The 17,070-nt window shown below is 59.0% G+C and carries 20 protein-coding genes and 1 tRNA gene; 13 read left to right on the plus strand and 8 right to left on the minus strand.

Annotated features, from left to right (window positions below; genetic code table 11):
* Positions 1 to 2: 2 nt before the first annotated feature.
* Positions 3 to 1,010 carry a hypothetical protein gene (locus ACR3XE_RS08870; RefSeq protein WP_473698011.1) on the minus strand — a complete coding sequence of 336 codons (1,008 nt, stop codon included), beginning with the start codon at positions 1,008 to 1,010 and terminating at the stop codon, positions 3 to 5.
* A 204-nt stretch (positions 1,011 to 1,214) separates the two neighbouring features.
* On the opposite strand from ACR3XE_RS08870, the gene ACR3XE_RS08875 reads away from it, so the two are divergent.
* Together ACR3XE_RS08875 and ACR3XE_RS08880 are read left to right on the plus strand one after the other, a co-directional pair.
* Complete coding sequence (locus ACR3XE_RS08875; protein WP_473698010.1) at positions 1,215 to 2,411, plus strand: AI-2E family transporter; 1,197 nt, start codon at positions 1,215 to 1,217, stop codon at positions 2,409 to 2,411.
* A 43-nt stretch (positions 2,412 to 2,454) separates the two neighbouring features.
* Positions 2,455 to 2,531, plus strand: a tRNA-Asp gene (locus ACR3XE_RS08880).
* Here ACR3XE_RS08880 and ACR3XE_RS08885 read toward each other — a convergent pair.
* The 4 genes from ACR3XE_RS08885 to ACR3XE_RS08900 form a co-directional block, all read right to left on the minus strand.
* Positions 2,520 to 2,735 (minus strand): DUF2842 domain-containing protein, encoded by a 216-nt coding sequence (locus ACR3XE_RS08885; RefSeq protein WP_486185656.1) that lies wholly within the window; start codon positions 2,733 to 2,735, stop codon positions 2,520 to 2,522. The genes ACR3XE_RS08880 and ACR3XE_RS08885 overlap by 12 nt on opposite strands.
* The gene (locus ACR3XE_RS08890) at positions 2,732 to 3,358 is read right to left on the minus strand and encodes a 5-formyltetrahydrofolate cyclo-ligase (RefSeq protein WP_486185657.1); all 627 of its coding nucleotides are present in this window, start codon (positions 3,356 to 3,358) and stop codon (positions 2,732 to 2,734) included. Before ACR3XE_RS08890 ends, ACR3XE_RS08885 begins: the two co-directional genes overlap by 4 nt.
* Positions 3,359 to 3,587: 229 nt before the next feature.
* On the minus strand, positions 3,588 to 4,088 hold the full coding sequence (locus ACR3XE_RS08895) for a cell division protein ZapA (RefSeq protein ID WP_486185658.1): 501 nt from the start codon (positions 4,086 to 4,088) through the stop codon (positions 3,588 to 3,590).
* Positions 4,081 to 4,281 carry a hypothetical protein gene (locus tag ACR3XE_RS08900; protein WP_473698006.1) on the minus strand — a complete coding sequence of 67 codons (201 nt, stop codon included), beginning with the start codon at positions 4,279 to 4,281 and terminating at the stop codon, positions 4,081 to 4,083. Before ACR3XE_RS08900 ends, ACR3XE_RS08895 begins: the two co-directional genes overlap by 8 nt.
* Before the next feature lie 161 nt (positions 4,282 to 4,442).
* Here ACR3XE_RS08900 and tkt point away from each other — a divergent pair, with 161 nt between their 5' ends.
* The 4 genes from tkt to ACR3XE_RS08920 all read left to right on the plus strand — a co-directional run bounded on the left by tkt (position 4,443) and on the right by ACR3XE_RS08920 (position 9,654).
* Complete coding sequence (tkt, locus tag ACR3XE_RS08905) at positions 4,443 to 6,410, plus strand: transketolase (protein ID WP_473698005.1); 1,968 nt, start codon at positions 4,443 to 4,445, stop codon at positions 6,408 to 6,410.
* A 39-nt stretch (positions 6,411 to 6,449) separates the two neighbouring features.
* Entirely contained in the window at positions 6,450 to 7,457 is a 1,008-nt protein-coding gene (gene gap / locus ACR3XE_RS08910) for a type I glyceraldehyde-3-phosphate dehydrogenase (RefSeq protein WP_473698004.1), read from the plus strand.
* Between the two features lie 27 nt (positions 7,458 to 7,484).
* Positions 7,485 to 8,684 carry a phosphoglycerate kinase gene (locus tag ACR3XE_RS08915; protein WP_473698003.1) on the plus strand — a complete coding sequence of 400 codons (1,200 nt, stop codon included), beginning with the start codon at positions 7,485 to 7,487 and terminating at the stop codon, positions 8,682 to 8,684.
* A gap of 76 nt (positions 8,685 to 8,760) precedes the next feature.
* Positions 8,761 to 9,654 (plus strand): fructose bisphosphate aldolase, encoded by an 894-nt coding sequence (locus ACR3XE_RS08920; RefSeq protein ID WP_473698002.1) that lies wholly within the window; start codon positions 8,761 to 8,763, stop codon positions 9,652 to 9,654.
* On the opposite strand, the gene ACR3XE_RS08925 is transcribed toward ACR3XE_RS08920, so the two are convergent.
* Positions 9,651 to 9,827, minus strand: coding sequence for a hypothetical protein (locus ACR3XE_RS08925; protein WP_486185659.1), 177 nt, complete (start codon positions 9,825 to 9,827; stop codon positions 9,651 to 9,653). The genes ACR3XE_RS08920 and ACR3XE_RS08925 overlap by 4 nt on opposite strands.
* 253 nt (positions 9,828 to 10,080) lie before the next feature.
* Between ACR3XE_RS08925 and thiE the strand changes: the two genes are divergently transcribed.
* The gene (gene thiE, locus ACR3XE_RS08930) at positions 10,081 to 10,716 is read left to right on the plus strand and encodes a thiamine phosphate synthase (protein WP_473698000.1); all 636 of its coding nucleotides are present in this window, start codon (positions 10,081 to 10,083) and stop codon (positions 10,714 to 10,716) included.
* Between the two features lie 14 nt (positions 10,717 to 10,730).
* On the opposite strand, the gene ACR3XE_RS08935 is transcribed toward thiE, so the two are convergent.
* Entirely contained in the window at positions 10,731 to 10,874 is a 144-nt protein-coding gene (locus ACR3XE_RS08935; protein WP_473697999.1) for a hypothetical protein, read from the minus strand.
* Positions 10,875 to 11,023: 149 nt separating this feature from the next.
* On the opposite strand from ACR3XE_RS08935, the gene ACR3XE_RS08940 reads away from it, so the two are divergent.
* The 3 genes from ACR3XE_RS08940 to ACR3XE_RS08950 all read left to right on the plus strand — a co-directional run bounded on the left by ACR3XE_RS08940 (position 11,024) and on the right by ACR3XE_RS08950 (position 14,511).
* Entirely contained in the window at positions 11,024 to 12,985 is a 1,962-nt protein-coding gene (locus ACR3XE_RS08940) for an OPT family oligopeptide transporter (protein WP_473697998.1), read from the plus strand.
* 104 nt (positions 12,986 to 13,089) lie between these two features.
* Positions 13,090 to 13,653 carry an elongation factor P gene (efp, locus tag ACR3XE_RS08945; protein ID WP_473697997.1) on the plus strand — a complete coding sequence of 188 codons (564 nt, stop codon included), beginning with the start codon at positions 13,090 to 13,092 and terminating at the stop codon, positions 13,651 to 13,653.
* A 39-nt stretch (positions 13,654 to 13,692) separates the two neighbouring features.
* Positions 13,693 to 14,511, plus strand: coding sequence for an inositol monophosphatase family protein (locus tag ACR3XE_RS08950; protein WP_473697996.1), 819 nt, complete (start codon positions 13,693 to 13,695; stop codon positions 14,509 to 14,511).
* 26 nt (positions 14,512 to 14,537) lie between these two features.
* On the opposite strand, the gene ACR3XE_RS08955 is transcribed toward ACR3XE_RS08950, so the two are convergent.
* Positions 14,538 to 15,029 (minus strand): YbjN domain-containing protein, encoded by a 492-nt coding sequence (locus ACR3XE_RS08955; protein WP_473697995.1) that lies wholly within the window; start codon positions 15,027 to 15,029, stop codon positions 14,538 to 14,540.
* A gap of 225 nt (positions 15,030 to 15,254) precedes the next feature.
* On the opposite strand from ACR3XE_RS08955, the gene ACR3XE_RS08960 reads away from it, so the two are divergent.
* Genes ACR3XE_RS08960 through ACR3XE_RS08970 form a run of 3 tightly spaced genes read left to right on the plus strand, consistent with a single transcriptional unit; the run spans position 15,255 to position 17,049 of the window.
* Entirely contained in the window at positions 15,255 to 15,629 is a 375-nt protein-coding gene (locus ACR3XE_RS08960; protein WP_473697994.1) for an NADH-quinone oxidoreductase subunit A, read from the plus strand.
* Complete coding sequence (locus ACR3XE_RS08965; protein ID WP_473697993.1) at positions 15,626 to 16,180, plus strand: NuoB/complex I 20 kDa subunit family protein; 555 nt, start codon at positions 15,626 to 15,628, stop codon at positions 16,178 to 16,180. The genes ACR3XE_RS08960 and ACR3XE_RS08965 overlap by 4 nt, the downstream gene beginning before the upstream one ends.
* The gene (locus tag ACR3XE_RS08970) at positions 16,180 to 17,049 is read left to right on the plus strand and encodes an NADH-quinone oxidoreductase subunit C (RefSeq protein ID WP_473697992.1); all 870 of its coding nucleotides are present in this window, start codon (positions 16,180 to 16,182) and stop codon (positions 17,047 to 17,049) included. The genes ACR3XE_RS08965 and ACR3XE_RS08970 overlap by 1 nt, the downstream gene beginning before the upstream one ends.
* Positions 17,050 to 17,070 lie beyond the last annotated feature (21 nt).

Here is a 17,070-nt window from a genome sequence, read left to right on the forward strand (position 1 = left end):
CATCAGTTAATCTTGGTTTGAAAGCTGATCGTGCGGGTTTGGCCGCCGGGGACAGTGCCAAGCGAAACGCTGATCTTGCTGCCGTCAAAATTGCCGGCATCGGCGTCGGCTGAGCTATCGGTCAGCGTCGCACCGTTCAGCTTTATCGTTCCGGCGACATATGTTGTGTCGGTCGGAATCTGATCGGTAATGGTGAGGCCGCTGATCGATCCGCTTCCGGCAGTTGTGGCGACGATCGTATAGGTGATGGTCGAACCCGGCAGCGGGTCCGTGCCGCCAAACGGATCGACAATGACAGCAGATTTAACGAGCGTTACGGTGGCCGATGTGACGACAAAGGCGCCATCATCATTGCCATCGGCACCGGTTGAACCAACGACGGCATCGCCGCCGCCTTCGCCTGCACCGGCAAAGCTGGTTCCCGGTGTGCCGGTCCCCGTTTTGGCACTTGCGACAAGTTGAACAGTGCCGCGGTTCCCGTCTGAGACAGTTCCCGGCGTCGATGCGATAACAAAGACCTTGATCTTGGCGTCAGGGTCTAAATCCGGATCGTTGGTGCCGGGGACATAGAGCGTGTCTGTGTTGGAATCGAAGACGCCGTCACCGTCATCCAGATAGATTTGGGTGACGGTGGGGTCATAATCATCACCCCCGCCATTGGCGATCGTGGTCAGGCCAAATTTTTCTTTGCCATTGCCGGTGTTGGTGACTTCGAACGTCAGGACGCCATTGGTCGCGCCTGGTGTGGTCGGGACATCGGCAGGGTCGCTCGATGCGACTGTGACGTCAAGAAGTTCATCGACGAGCAGATTGACAGGGTTGGAATCGACGGTCTGGGTGCCGGCGCCATTGTCAAAGCTGGCTTGCGCTGTGTTGCTGATCGTTGAACCTGCGCGTGTTCCTGTTGCTTGAGCCTGTTGCGGTAAGGCGATAGCAATCGCCAGCGCAAAGGCGGAAACATAAGGCAAACGATGGCGTGAGAGTGGCCCCCCATGGTCACTGGTCCGCATGATAAACTCCTGAATTCTGGTCCTCGGAGCATCTAATGCAACCAAAATGGGTAATTTCTGGTTAAAATGGCGACAGGGTGTCACAAGAGTTGACCCATTGTTGGACAGAGGTCCGAGAGAGCTTAATTTTCCCGAGGTCGTGAAGCCGCTGGCAAGATTGGCAAAGCGTGCCTAAGATGAGGGGCTTAACAGGGAGTGGTCTGGGTGGCCGATGATCGCGGGGTGGGTGTCGACCAAGACATCGCCAATCCATTGCGACAGATTGAGGTGGATGATTTTCGCCGCGATCGGCTGTTGGCCGCGCTCACGCTGATTCTGGGGGCCAGTTTTTGCCTTGGTCTGCCCTTTGCCTTGCAGGCAGGGGCGGAGTTTTTCATGCCACTGACGGCGGCGATTGTCATTGCGATTGCCCTGGTGCCGCTTCTCGAATGGCTCGAAAGGCGCGGCGTGCCCTCGGCCCTGTCGGCCTTTCTGGCACTGGCGAGCTTTGTTATGCTGGTCAACGCGGCACTGGCGATCATCGTTTTACCAGCAACGGGCTGGTTTGCTCGCGTGCCGGAATCGATCCCGCGGATCCAGAACAACCTCTCTCCACTAATTGATTTTTATTCAACATTACAAAGTTTTGTGGATCGAACTTTAACATCTGTCGCAAGTGGGACAGAGGCGACAGCGCAAGCAATGGCGGCGACCGCACCAACGTCTGTGGTTGATTATTTTATCTCAGCCGCGCCGTCAGCCGCCATCCAGCTTTTCTTCGCCATTTTGGTTGTTTTCTTTTTTCTGGCGGGCTGGACGCGGCTGAGAAGCGGGACGATCAAACGGCGCGGCAGCTTTGACGGTGCGATGCAAACCGCGCGGGTGATCCAGAATGTCGTCGATGCGACGGCAGATTATCTGGCGACGATTACGATGATCAACGCCATATTGGGGCTGGTCGTTGCGCTGTTGCTGTGGGCGCTGGGTATGCCATCCCCCTTTATGTGGGGTGGAATCGTTACCCTGTGCAACTTTGTGCCCTATCTGGGGCCGATATTGGCCGCGACCTTGTTGTGCCTTGGCGGGCTGATGACATTTGATGCCGTCGGGTTCGCCTTTTTGCCGGCTGTGATCTTTGCCGGCGTGCATTTGGTCGAAGCCAATTTGATTACCCCGCTGGTGCTGGGGCGGCGGCTGACGGTCAACCCGCTGCTGATTCTGGTGTCGTTGAGCTTTTGGGGCTGGGTGTGGGGTGCGCCGGGCGCGCTGCTTGCTGTGCCCTTGCTGTTGATTCTTCAGACTGTGCTGGCCTCGACCGGAACGCCCGATCTTGCCGGTTTTCTGTTCGAACGCGGCACGTTGACGCCAAACGAAGAATGGGAAGCGCGACTAAATGCAAAAGAGCGTGCAGGCGACGGTTGACAGGCAAGCATCACCGCCATATTGGCGCTGCTCCCAACCCCACGCGGGTGTAGCTCAGTTGGTTAGAGCGCCGGCCTGTCACGCCGGAGGTCGCGGGTTCGAGTCCCGTCACTCGCGCCATTTCCCTAGTTCCATCCATCGGAGCAGGGGTTTGAGCGGGAGGATCCAGATAATCCCGAAAACCAGATAAAACAGGCCCTGCACAAGCACGGGCCATTTGCTGATCCACGGCGACAGGCTGGCCGCAATGACGCACCAGACCACAATCAGCGCCAATATCAGAAACATGCCGGCGGGTTTGCGCCAACTGGGTTCGGGGTTCACAAGCGATCTCCGGTTATGACGAATTCCTGTTCGGTGAGAATCGCATCGAGCGGCATGTCCCAGCTATCACGTGGGACCATATCAACCTCTTGCACCGCCCAAGCGATGCCAACGCGTAAAACTGTCGGGTGTTCGGCAAAATAGCGATCATAATGGCCACCGCCATAACCAAGCCGCCCTCCGTTGCGATCGAAACCGAGCATCGGGCAGAGCAAAAGGTCGGGTATGGCATGTGCCGCTCTGCTGAAGGGCTGGCCCGGCCCCCACGGTCCTTTTTCGAGTGCATCGCCGTCGTGCCAGACGCGAAACTCCATAGGGCCGTCCCGTTCTTGATGAAAGGGGAGGGCGAGCGCGCTCGTCGTACCGAGGCGGGCGAGAAGGGGCAGGATGTCGGGTTCATCACGCCATGCGGCATAACCGCCGATACAGGCCTTTCGGTCCATGATGTCGGCTATGGGGCTAGGCAAAGCTCGAAAGGCCGCATGATGCGTCATCGCGTCCATCGTTGCGACGCAATGTTGACGCCGAAACCGCAGTTTTTCACGCGACTTCCGTTTTTCAGCGCTGCGGTCGGCTCTGGCCTTGGTCATCGCGGCGGCGTCGCTTTCATTTTGAGCTTTCATCGCGGCGGCAGTTGGCGGGACCACCGTGGTCGGTTGCCGGAAAGTCCTCTGACGCCAGTAACGTCAGGTGGGGGCCATATACGTCGGACCAGGGTCCGGGCAGGGACAGCTCCCTAGGATGATGTATCGCCTCAGGGATTTTCGCAAAGGCTCGTGCCGGGCAGTACCCGCCGCCCACTATGTAAGCGTCCGCAGGGCTGCACTCAAGGGGCTTGAGCGGCGCGTTAGCCTAGGCGTCCTGCTCGATCTGATTCGCCAGAGATTCGATGCGGTCGGCGATTTGCAACAGGGCGCGCTCGTGCGCCGGTTTTTGTGAAGCCGCTGTTGCTTTGGGCGGCGCGGATGAAGCCTTTTTTGTCGCTTGCAGCTGGTCCAAGGCGTCCTGTTCACGTTTGCTGGCCGCTGCGGCCTGATCGAGCGCCGCCTGTTCGCGAACGACAGCGGCGCGCAACTGCTCTTGCACCTCTGCGTCGCGGCTTTCAGCAAGGGCGACGGCAGCGCGCAGCGAATCAAGCTGAGGCGTCGATTCACTGGCCTTTGACTGCGCATCATTGGCTTCATCGGCGAGCATCAGCGCCGCATAGAGCAATTGCCTGACTTCGCTGCCGCCCTGAACGCCGCTAGCCTTGGCGTCGATGATCGACGCGAGGTGCTGCAATTGCTCTTCCTGGCCGTCGGCGCAATGCACTTCATAGCTGCGTCCGCCGATCATGAATTTGACATCAGCCACGGCTCGCCTCCCCAATCAGGCGGTCCAGATCGCCGATTACCGCAGAAACCTCTGCTTTCAGTGCGTCATGCGCCGTTGTATCGACAGCATTGGTGGGTGCCGGGCGCTTGGCCCGGTCTGACAGGGACTTCTCAATCCGACTGAGTGCCCGTTCGATCCGGCCAATGGCCAGGCTGGCTTCGTCAAGTTCCATGGGAGGAGGATTAGCAGCGCCTTAATCATGGTGCAATTGCTGACTGAATCGCCATGGTGATGTCGTCACCGGTTGACTCTCGACGGTGTCACCGCGAAGGGCTGTGCGCATCAACAACCCTTCAGGGCCGTAAAGGCGCTGTCCAGCGAGCCGGGGAAAAGATGACAGTGTCCGAACGTGATATGGCCAATGCCATAAGAGCTCTTGCGATGGATGCGGTTCAAGCCGCCAATAGCGGCCATCCGGGAATGCCGATGGGCATGGCCGATGTCGCGACAGTGCTCTATTCCGACTATCTGAAATTTGATCCCGACGCGCCGAAATGGGCCGATCGCGATCGTTTTGTTCTGTCGGCGGGTCATGGTTCTATGCTGGCTTATGCGACGTTGCACCTGTCCGGCTATGCACGCCCGACGATGGATGACATCCGCAATTTCCGTCAGATCAACAGCCCGTGCGCCGGGCATCCCGAGAATTTTGAACTCGAAGCAATCGAGACAACGACGGGACCGCTAGGGCAGGGACTCGCGACCGCAGTCGGTATGGCGATTGCCGAACGGCATTTGAACAGTTTGTATGGCGACGATCTGGTTGATCATCGCACCTGGGTGGTGGCCGGTGATGGGTGCCTGATGGAAGGCATCAACCATGAAGCCATAGGCTTGGCGGGGCATTTGCAACTTGGCCGGTTGACTGTGCTGTGGGATGACAACCGTATCACCATCGACGGGGCAACGACGCTGTCGACGAGTGAGGATATTCCGGCCCGTTACGCTGCGACCGGCTGGCACGTTGAAGAGTGCGACGGCCATGACCACGCTGATATTCGCCGCGCGATCGATGCCGCACTCGCCGATCCGCGCCCCTCGTTGGTTGCTTGCCGGACGATCATCGGCTTTGGCGCTCCGAACAAGCAAGGAACGTCGGCAACGCATGGTGCCCCGCTGGGGGGCGACGAGATCGCTGCGGCGCGCGAAACCCTGGGCTGGACCGCTGAGCCCTTTACGATTCCGGCGGATATTGCCGCTGCATGGGCCAGTTTTGGCAAGCGAGGGCAGAAACTTCATGCTGACTGGCAGAGTCGGCTTACAAATCATAGTAAGAAAACAGAATTTACGGCAAGGCTGTCGACTGATGGCGCCACCGGCCCCGCGTTCAAAGCCTATCTGGACTCGCTAGTTGCCGAACCGCCGAAGGTCGCGACCCGCAAGGCATCGGAAAATGCGCTGACCGCGCTGACCGCCGACATTGGCGCGATGCTGGGCGGTAGTGCCGATCTGACCGGATCGAACAACACCAAAACATCGTCCACCAAGCCTTTGACCAAAGAGGATTATTCGGGCCGCTATATCTATTATGGTATTCGCGAATTCGGCATGGCGGCGGCGATGAACGGCATGGCGTTACACGGCGGAATCATTCCATATGGCGGGACATTCCTGGTGTTCGCCGATTATTGCCGTGCCGCGATCCGGCTGTCGGCGATCCAGCAACAGCGCGTTGTCTATGTGATGACGCATGACAGCATCGGGCTGGGCGAAGACGGCCCCACACACCAGCCGGTTGAGCATTTGCAATCGCTGCGCGCGATGCCGAACTTGCTGGTGATGCGCCCCGCCGATGCGGTGGAAACCGCCGAATGTTGGGCGTTGGCACTGGCTCAGACGAGCCGGCCATCGCTGTTAGCGCTATCGCGTCAGAACCTGCCGCCGTTACGCCATGACGTCACGGAAAATCATTGCAGCAAAGGTGGTTATCGCCTTCGCGCGGCTTCGGCCAAACGGTCGGTCGTGCTTGTCGCCAGCGGGTCCGAAGTGTCGCTGGCTTATGCGATAGCGGACAAGCTGGAAGCCGCAGGGCAGGGCGCTGACGTCGTGTCGATGGTCTGCACCGAACTGTTCGACGAGCAGCCCGCCGCTTATCAGGCCGATATGCTGCCCGACGATGTGCTCATCGTATCGGTCGAGGCCGGAACCACTTTTGGCTGGGAACGCTATACCGGACGCGACGGTTTGCGCTTCGGAATCGACAGTTTTGGCGCTTCGGCACCGATTGACGACCTATTCAACCACTTCGGTCTGACGACCGATGCTATCACACCCAAAATATTGGCTCGGCTGACCGCCTGAGTCGTCCCTATAAAGTTCAAGCAGAAAGGATCGTTTGTCATGGCAGTAAAAGTCGCAATCAATGGTTTCGGGCGTATCGGACGCCTTGTGGCACGCGCGATATTGGAGCGGCCCGATTGCGGATTGGAGCTGGTTTCGATCAATGATCTGGCCGATGCCAAGGCGAATGCACTGCTATTCAAGCGTGACAGTGTCCACGGTCCCTTTCCGGGCGAGGTCAGCGCCGATGGCGATGCAATGGTCGTCAATGGCAAGCGGATCAAGGTTACGGCAGAACGCGACCCCGCGAAACTGCCGCACGGCGAACTGGGCGTCGATATTGCTCTGGAATGCACCGGTTTCTTTGCCGCCCGCGACAGCGCGAGCAAGCATCTGACCGCTGGCGCCAAGCGCGTTTTGATTTCAGCGCCGGCCAAGGGCGTCGACCTGACGGTGGTTTACGGGGTCAACCATGACAAGTTGACGGCTGAACATCTGGTGGTTTCGAACGCCAGCTGCACAACCAACTGCCTTGCACCGGTGGCCAAGGTGCTGAACGATGCTGTCGGCATCGAGCGCGGTCTGATGACCACGGTTCATGCCTATACCAATGACCAGAAAATCCTCGACCAAATCCACCCCGACATGCGTCGCGCGCGTGCCGCGGGGATGTCGATGATCCCGACAACCACCGGCGCTGCCCGTGCAGTTGCCGAAGTGTTGCCCGAATTGAAGGGCAAGCTCGACGGATCGGCAATCCGCGTGCCGACCCCTAATGTCAGCTTGGTCGATCTGACCTTCAATCCGGGCCGCGAGACGAGCAAGGAAGAGATTAACGCGCTTCTTAAAGCCGCTTCGGAAGGCGCTTTGAAGGGCGTTCTCGCCTTTTCCGACGAGCCTTTGGTGTCGATCGATTATAATCATTGCCCGGCAAGCTCGACCATCGACAGCCTTGAAACGGCAGTGCTCGACGGCAAATTGGTGCGCGTTGTCAGCTGGTACGACAATGAATGGGGTTTCTCGAACCGCATGGTCGATACCGCCACTGTGATGGCGGGATTGCTCTAACTCCAGCGCGTAACCAGACGGGATGACATGATGGGTGCTTTCAAAACATTGGACGATATGGGCGATGTGCGCGGTAAGCGCGTGCTCGTCCGCGTCGATTTGAATGTGCCGATGATCGAAGGGGCGATTAGCGACCGCACCCGTCTGGAAGCCGCGGTTCCGACGATAACCGAACTGGCCGATCAGGGCGCGATTGTCCTGTTGCTCGCCCATTTCGGGCGGCCCAAGGGCACAAAGAACCCTACCCAATCGCTGTCGCTTATCGTTGGCGGATTGGAACTGGCGCTGGGTCGGTCGGTGATGTTCATTCCCGAATGTATTGGCGAAGGTGCGGCAGCGGGAATCGCGGTGCTGGCCCCGGGTGATATCGCCGTGATGGAAAACACGCGCTTTCATGCGGGTGAAGAAGCGAATGACCCCGATTTCGCTGCGGCCTTGGCTGCGGTGGGCGATCTTTATGTAAACGACGCTTTTTCCGCCGCCCATCGCGCGCATGGATCAACAGAAGGTGTGGCACATCTGCTGCCCGCTTTTGCCGGACGTGCGATGGAGGCCGAGTTGAAGGCGCTTGATGTAGCGCTGGGCAATCCTGTTCATCCGGTAGCCGCAGTCGTCGGCGGCGCCAAAGTGTCGACCAAGATCGACGTGCTGCGGCATCTGGTGGCGCGCGTCGATCATCTGATAATCGGCGGCGGGATGGCGAATACCTTTCTCGCGGCGCGCGGAGTCGATGTCGGCAAATCGCTGTGCGAGCATGACCTTGTTGAGACGGCCAATGCGATATTTGACGCTGCCGACGCCGCCAATTGCACCATCCATCTGCCCTATGACGTCGCGGTGGCAAAAGAGTTTGCCGCCAATCCGCCGACCCGCACCGTCAATGTGCATGAGGTCGCCGCCGACGAGATGATCCTCGATATCGGTCCGGCGGCGACGGAAGCGCTGGCCGATGTGCTCAAAAACTGCCGCACTTTGGTGTGGAACGGACCGCTGGGTGCGTTTGAAACGCCGCCCTTTGACACCGCGACTGTGGCGCTGGCCAAGACGGCGGCGGCGCTGACCCGCGAAGGGTCGCTGGTGTCGGTGGCGGGTGGCGGTGATACGGTCGCGGCGCTCAACCATGCCGGCGTTGCCGCTGATTTCACCTTTGTTTCGACCGCAGGCGGGGCGTTCCTTGAATGGATGGAAGGCAAGCCGCTGCCCGGAGTTGAAGTCCTTAAACGCTGAAGCGCGCCGCATTGCATCCCGTAAACGGGATCGTTATGCGCACCGCCACATACCTATGCAATCGAACGGAGACGTTATGACCGCCGCCAACGCAAAGATGATGGAACAGATGAAAACGGGACAGGGCTTTATCGCCGCGCTGGACCAGAGCGGCGGCTCGACGCCCAAAGCGTTGAAGGGCTATGGCATCGAAGAAGACGCCTATACCGGCGAAGAAGAAATGTTCGCGCTCATCCATGCCATGCGCGCGCGGATCGTCACCGCGCCTTGCTTTAACGGGCAAAAAGTCATCGGCGCGATTTTGTTCGAACGGACGATGGATGGCGACGCCGATGGCAAGCCGGTGCCGACCTTGTTGTGGGAACGCGGCGTTGTGCCGTTCCTGAAAGTCGACAAGGGCCTGGAAGCCGAAGCGGACGGGGTTCAGTTGATGAAGCCGATGCCCGACCTCGACGCGCTGTGCGCGCGTGCGGTGGACAAGGGGATGTTCGGAACCAAGATGCGCAGCGTCATAAATCTGGCCAATCCCGCTGGAATCAAAGCCAATGTCGCGCAGCAATTTGCCGAAGCCAAACGGATTGCCGCGCATGGCCTGATGCCGATGATCGAACCCGAAGTGAACATCAAGAGCGCCGCGCGCGCCGAGATCGACGCGCTGTTGCTCGACGCGATTCTCGCCGAACTGGACGCGTGGGACGGCGATTCACAGGTGATGTTGAAACTGTCGATTCCGGTGCAAGCGAACCATTATGCGCCGCTGATCAATCATCCCAAGGTTTTGCGCGTCGTCGCCCTGTCGGGTGGATATTCGCGGCCCGAAGCCTGTGCAGAGCTGGCCAAGAACCGCGGTATGATTGCCAGCTTTAGTCGCGCGCTGCTTCAGGATTTACGCGCGCCGATGGATGATGGCGAATTTGATGCGTCTCTGGGCAGCGCAATCAATGAGATTCACGCCGCGTCGGTGGCCTAAAGTCCACCCTGAAAGCGAAAGGAAAAGCGATAGTCTGACGCCGCGATAGCGGTGTCGCTTTGCTTTTCCGGACGAACAGCGATCAGCGTTATTTGCCCATCGGCAAGCGGATGCGGCTGGCCAAGCTCCATCTCAAACGGCTGTTTTTTGCCGTTGGGGCGAATCCATTGCATGTGAACGCGCACCCGGCCTGCACAGATGCAGCGCACATCCTTGGGGCAACGGCTGTCTTCTATAACCGAAATGGGCCGGACCAAAGGCCCGTCAACATAGGCGGATTGTCCCAGCGCCATATCATGACCGTCGCGGGCCTGAGGAGGCGTTGACGCACAGGACTAAGCGCGGATGACACGCAAAGGCCGACAACGGCTAAGGTCGTTATTTTCTGCATTTGCCGCCGTCTAATCGTCCCGCTATGAACCCGCCATGACCCAGACCCCATGCCAGCTTTACCTCATCTCTCCGACGGACGTCGGAGATGATTTTCCTGATCGACTGGCGCAAGCCTTTGATGGTGGACCGGTCGCGGCTTTCCAGTTTCGCGTCAAGGATGTGGATCAGCATGACGCGGCGCGGCTTGCCGCCCCTTTGCAGGAAATTTGTGCCGCGCATGATGTCGCTTTCATCGTCAATGACGATATGGCGCTCGCCAAGCGGCTGGGTGCGGACGGCGTACATATGGGGCAGGGCGATGGCGACCCGCGCGAGGCGCGGCGGTTGCTTGGTCCCGACGTCCAGATCGGCGTGACCTGCCATGCCAGCCGCCACATAGCGATGGAAGCCGGAGAGGCGGGGGCCGACTATGTCGCGTTCGGCGCTTTCTTCCCGACCCAGACCAAAACGGTCGAGCATTATGCAGAACCCGAAATACTGACCTGGTGGCAGGGCATGTTCGAACTGCCGTGCGTCGCCATTGGCGGGATTACGTCGACAAATGCGCCGCAACTGGTCGCGGCTGGCGCTGATTTCGTTGCAGTGTCGGGCGCTGTCTGGGCTGATCCGGCGGGACCGGACCTTGCCGTCAAAGCGTTTGATGCCGCGATGAGACTTGAGCGGACTTAACCTTAGTCGACGGGTTAATCGGCAGGTTGCTTTTCATTGGGCTTTGGCGCGGGCTTTTTGTTTTTTTCATGGTCGCACCAGCCGAACAAGCCCGCCGCGATAACCGGTCGCACCGGCTTACCCGGATCACTTTTGGGGCGAGTCGCTAAATCGGTCATGATGTATGTTGGTATCATATGCAACTTGTCGCACGCAAGGTGTGCGCAAGATAGGATAGATGCGACAGAAGCGCAGAAATATGGGGATGCGTCTTTCGGCTTGCCATTGGCGCCGCAGCCTACGAAAGAGGCGCTGGGGGATGTCCACAATGACCGATACGACCAAGCCTGTGACCGGCGTGCGCGAACTGACCGCGCGTGCAATATTGCTGGGCGGGCTCATCACGCTCTTTTTTACCGCTGCCAATGTCTATCTGGGGCTGAAGGTCGGGCTGACTTTTGCCACGTCGATTCCTGCGGCGGTAATATCGATGGGAATTTTGCGATTCCTTCCCAACAGCACAATTCTTGAGAATAATATCGTCCAGACCGTCGCCAGCGCGGCGGGGACCTTGGCGGCGATAATCTTTGTGTTGCCTGGACTGGTGATGATCGGGTGGTGGCAGGGCTTTCCCTTTGTGACCACGGCGGCGATCACCATGCTGGGCGGTATATTGGGCGTGCTCTTCTCTGTCCCGCTGCGCCGCGCGCTGGTGGTCGATTCAGACCTGCCCTATCCCGAAGGCCGTGCGGCTGCCGAAGTGCTGCAAATCGGTGCGAAAACCGAGGAAGCGGCTGTCGAGAGTTCGCTAGGTTTGCGCGTATTGGTGTTCAACAGTTTGGCGTCCGCTGGTTTTGCCTTACTAACCCAGATGAAGTTGGTGGCCACAGAAGTGTCACGCTGGTTTCGCGTCGGGGCAGGGGCAACGGGAATTTCGGCCAGCCTGTCCTTTGCCTTGTTCGGAGTCGGCCATCTGGTTGGCCTGTCGGTCGGGTTGGCCCAGTTGCTCGGTCTGGTGACGGGCTGGTGGATATTGTTGCCTGTTCTGACAGTTCACTCTTCGTTGCCGGGTGGGGCCGAGGAAGTAGCGAATGCAGTTTTTACAACTGATGTTCGCTTTTTCGGCGCGGGTGTGATTGGTGTCGCTGGCGTTTGGGCCTTGCTGAAAATCGCTGCTCCGGTGATTGGCGGCATCCGCTCTGCCATGGCGGCGAGCCGCGCGCGTGGCGGCGGTGAGGAACTGGCACTCGTAGAACGCGACCTGCCAATCAAGATCGTCTTTGGCGGCTCGGCGGCGTTGATGCTGCCGATTGCCTGGCTGTTGTGGTCGGTCATATTGGGCGGACCAATCGCCGGTTCGGCGCTGGTGCTAATGATCGGAGCGCTACTTTTCGTCATCGTCATCGGGCTGATGATCGCGGCGGTGACCGGCTATATGGCCGGATTGCTCGGCGCGTCGAACTCACCCGTCTCGGGCATCGGCATTTTGACGATCCTTGCCTCGTCACTGATGCTGCTTGGCCTGTTCGGGCGTGGCGACGGGCAAGAACATACGCAGGCGCTGATCGCTTATGCCCTGATCGTGACCGGCATTGTGTTCGGGGTCGCAACGATCTCCAACGACAATCTGCAGGATTTGAAAACAGGCCAACTGGTCGGAGCGACACCGTGGAAACAGCAGGTCGCGCTGATCATCGGTGTCATCTTTGGCTCGCTGGTGGTGCCGCCCGTGATGGAAGTACTCAATACCACCATGGGCTTCGTAGGCGCTCCCGGTGCAGGCCCCAACGCGCTGGCCGCGCCGCAAGCTGGGTTGATCTCTTCGCTGGCCAAAGGCGTGTTGGGCGGTGATCTCAACTGGTCGATGCTGGGATGGGGCGCGCTGGCCGGGGTCGGATTTATTGTCCTTGACGAATTGCTCGGTCGCGGTGGCAAGCTCCGCCTGCCACCGCTGGCGGTGGGGATTGGGATGTATCTGCCGATGGCGGTGATCCTGCCCGTGACAATCGGTGCTGTAGGTGGCTGGTATTATGACCGCTGGTCCGCGCGAACGGCAAAGCCCGAATTTGCACGGCGAATGGGTGTGCTAGCCGCTACGGGGATGATCGTCGGCGAGAGTCTGTTCGGCGTTTTGTACGCCTTTATCGTGGCAGGAAGCGGCAGCGAACAACCGCTGGCGGTTGTCGGCGACGGCTTTGCGTCAAATGGTATCGTTATCGGCGCGGTCCTGTTTCTCGGGACCTTGATCTGGAGCTATCGCTGCACCCGCGTCGCAGCCGTCTCGTCCTAGCCGCTTGCCCTTCTTTGCCTGCAAGGCTAAGGGCGCCCACCTGTGGACGATACGCATCGCGTGTCGTCCGGCTCTTTATCATCCTTGAAGTGTGAGTGTGCGCGATGAAAATTTCTGGCGTTGAAATCCGTCCCGGTAATATCCTGGAATATGAAGCAGGCATCTGGAAGGTCTCCAAGATTCAGCACACTCAGCCGGGCAAGGGCGGTGCCTATATGCAGGTCGAGATGAAGAATCTGATCGACGGCCGCAAAACCAACGTGCGGTTTCGCAGCGCTGACACGGTCGAAAAGGTTCGCCTCGACACCAAGGATTTCCAGTATTTGTACGCCGAAGGCGATGATCTGGTGTTCATGGACAAGGATAATTACGAGCAGATCACCATCGCGCGCGACGTGATTGGCGATGCCGCAGAGTTTCTGCAGGACGGTATGGATGTCGTTCTGGAGCTGTGGGAAGAACGCCCGATCAGCGTCGAACTGCCCGACACCATCGAAGCCGAGATTGTCGAAGCCGATGCGGTGGTGAAGGGGCAGACAGCCTCGTCCTCCTATAAACCCGCGATCCTCAGCAATGGCGTGCGCGTCATGGTTCCTCCGCATATCACCACTGGTACGCGCATCGTCGTCGATGTTTACGCCCGCGAATATGTGCGTCGCGCCGACTGATTGAGTTGCCCTCTCGCAAGCGGGAGGGGGAGAGAATTAATGGCCGTATCTGGCATCATAACCGTCATGGAACGCGCCGCGCGCAAGGCAGGTGCCAAGCTGCGCCGCGATTTTGGCGAAGTTGAACATCTGCAAGTGTCGCAAAAGGGACCTGCAGACTTTGTGTCTAAGGCCGATCAAGCGTCCGAACGCACGCTGTATGACGAACTGGGCCACGACCGTCCGGGCTGGGGCTTTGTGCTGGAGGAAGGCGGGGTGATCGAAGGCGATCCCGACAAGCCGCGCTTCATTATCGACCCGCTCGACGGAACGAGTAATTTTCTGCACGCGATTCCACATTTCGCAATTTCGATTGCCGTGCAGGAGCCCAAGCTCGGCGGCAGTTGGGGTGATATAACGGCGGCGCTGGTGTATCAGCCCGTGACCGACGAAAGTTATTGGGCCGAACGTGGCCGCGGGGCGTGGCTGCACGATCGCCGCCTGCGCGTGTCGTCGCGCCGTCATTTGAACGAAAGTCTGATTGCCAGCGGCATTCCCTATATGGGTCATGGCGATATGGCGCAGTGGAGCCGTATATTCGGCGCGGTTGCGCCCGAAGTTGCGGGCATCCGCCGCTTTGGTGCGGCCAGCCTCGACCTCGCTTGGGTGGCGGCGGGGCGCTATGACGGTTTTTGGGAAAGCGACCTGGCCGTCTGGGACGTGGCCGCCGGTATGTTGTTGGTGCGCGAAGCCGGCGGTTTCGTCAGCGATTTTCGCGGCGGCGACCGCGCCATTGAACGCAGCGAATATATTGCGGGCAGCGCCGCAGTTCATTCAAAGCTGCAAAAGCTGGTCGCGGGCGCGCTGCGTAACGCCTGAGCGCCCGCGGCGACCGGCTATGGCCCCTATTCTTCCTTTTCGAAGATGAATTTGTGAAAGGCGTCCATCAATGCCGCCCAGGTGTTGAAGGACTCGCCGACATTCTCGCGCGGTAGTCCGGCGAAATCGAGATCCATGTCCATTTCCAGCACCGGATCGCCCGCGTCGTCGATATAGGCGCGGGCAAAGCGTTTGGATTGATTCCACTCATTGAGTCGTTCGAGCGACGTTCCCTTCGCATCGCTGAAACCCATATAATATTGCAGCGTCTTGCAATTTTTTTGATCGTCATCGCAGTTCATGAACAGGACGAGGAATTTCAATCCGTTGCGGGTGCTTTCGATATAGGGACTCTTGTCCTCGCTGTTGACCAGCTTCGCTGGCCAGCCCTGCGACTCGACCATGGCTTCAATCGTTGCGGGGTTTTTGGGATTGACCAAATCGGCCTGTGCGGGCGCTGCGGCGAGCATCAGGCCGGCGCCGAGCGACCATCCCAGAGCTGATGACAAAATGCGCATAGATATTCCCCAATGCTGTGATGGACGGAGGCCGTCCGGAAAGCTGACCCGTGGTTTGGGTAACACAGCAACGACGCCTGTCACCAGTTACCTTTGTGTATTTGAACATATTGTCTCGAAATTCCTGTCGCGAGTGCTTGCGAGGCGCGGCGTGCTGTCCTAAAGCGCCCGCACAGACGGGCTGTTTGCCCCAAACACCAGCAACAGGAAGCATCACCAGCTCCCATGGTCGACCTGACACAATATCTGCCCATTTTGATTTTCCTGTTCGTTGCAGTGGGATTATCAACGGCCTTCGTTTTCCTGCCCATGGGGGTGGCGCGATTGACGGGCGCGCACAAACCCGATCCGGCAAAGCTGACCGAATATGAGTGCGGCTTTCCCGCGTTCGAGGACGCGCGCAGCCAGTTCGATGTGCGATTCTATCTGGTCGCCATTTTGTTCATCATCTTTGATCTGGAAGCGGCGTTCCTGTTTCCCTGGGCGGTCAGCCTGAAAGAAATCGGCTGGGCCGGATGGGCGACGATGATGGTCTTTCTGGGTGAGCTTGCCATCGGCCTGATTTATGCGTGGAAGAAAGGGGCGTTGGACTGGGAATGAGCAATTCATCTATCCTGATGCCGGGCGATATGCCGGTGGCCCCCGGGACCAATCCCGATATGTCATTCTATGACGATTTGACGGGTGAAGTGGGCGACAAAGGCTTTCTGATTACCTCGACCGAGGATCTGTTCAACTGGGCCAGAACCGGCAGTCTGTGGTGGATGACCTTTGGCCTCGCGTGCTGCGCGGTCGAGATGATCCACGTCAATATGCCGCGTTATGACATGGAGCGTTTTGGCGCTGCACCGCGCGCCTCGCCGCGCCAGTCTGACGTGATGATTGTGGCAGGTACGCTGTGCAACAAAATGGCGCCTGCGCTGCGCCGCGTTTACGACCAGATGTCGAACCCCAAATATGTGATTTCGATGGGCAGCTGCGCCAATGGCGGCGGCTATTATCATTACAGCTATTCGGTGGTGCGCGGGTGTGACCGCATCGTCCCGGTTGACATTTATGTCCCCGGGTGCCCGCCGACGGCCGAGGCGCTGCTCTATGGCGTGATGCAATTGCAGCGCAAGATTCGCCGCACCGGAACGATTGAACGCTGATGGGACATCCGGCTCCCCTTATCGCCCCGCAAAAGGGCCTTGCCGCCGTGCTCAAGAAGTTGCTGGGCAAGGATATGCTCACGCATGATCTGATCGTTGCAGAAGACAGCATCACGGTGAAGCGCGATGCACTTGGCGGCGTGATGGTGGCGCTGCGTGATGGCCTTGAATATCAGCAGTTGGTCGAGATCGCAGGGGTCGATTATCCCAACCGCGAAGAACGGTTCGAAGTTGTCTATCATCTGCTCAGCATCACCAAAAACCACCGTTTGCGGGTGCGGGTGTCGGCTAGCGAATCCACGCCGGTGCCAAGCGTGACAGGCGTCTGGCCCAACGCCGGCTGGTTAGAGCGTGAAGTGTTCGACATGTATGGCGTTTTGTTCAGCGGCAACAGCGATTTGCGCCGCATCCTGACCGATTACGGGTTTCAGGGCCATCCGCAGCGCAAGGATTTCCCGCTCACCGGCTATATCGAGCTACGCTATTCCGAAGAGGATAAGCGCGTTGTTTATGAGCCGGTGAAGCTGGCGCAGGATTTCCGCAGCTTTGATTTTATGTCACCTTGGGAGGGCGCCGATTATATTTTGCCCGGCGATGAAAAAGCGGGCGGAACGGGCGAGGCTCCGGGGAAGGGCGCTCCGACGCCGATGACGGCGAAAGAGGTCAAAAAGGCTGTCGATAGCGGCAAAGCCACTCCGCCACCGACGCCAAAGACAACCGACAAAGCGCATAAAACAGGCGAGGCCAAAGCGACGGGCAAGCCGAAGGCCAAGGCGGTCGCTGCCAAGAAAAAGACCGTGGCCAAAACGCGCGCAAAGCCCAAGGCTGGCGCGAGCAAAGTCAAACCTCCCAAAGGCGGTGACGCATGACCGACGCTCCTGACATCAAGC

This window comes from Sphingopyxis sp. 10G20-10, from assembly GCF_057365075.1.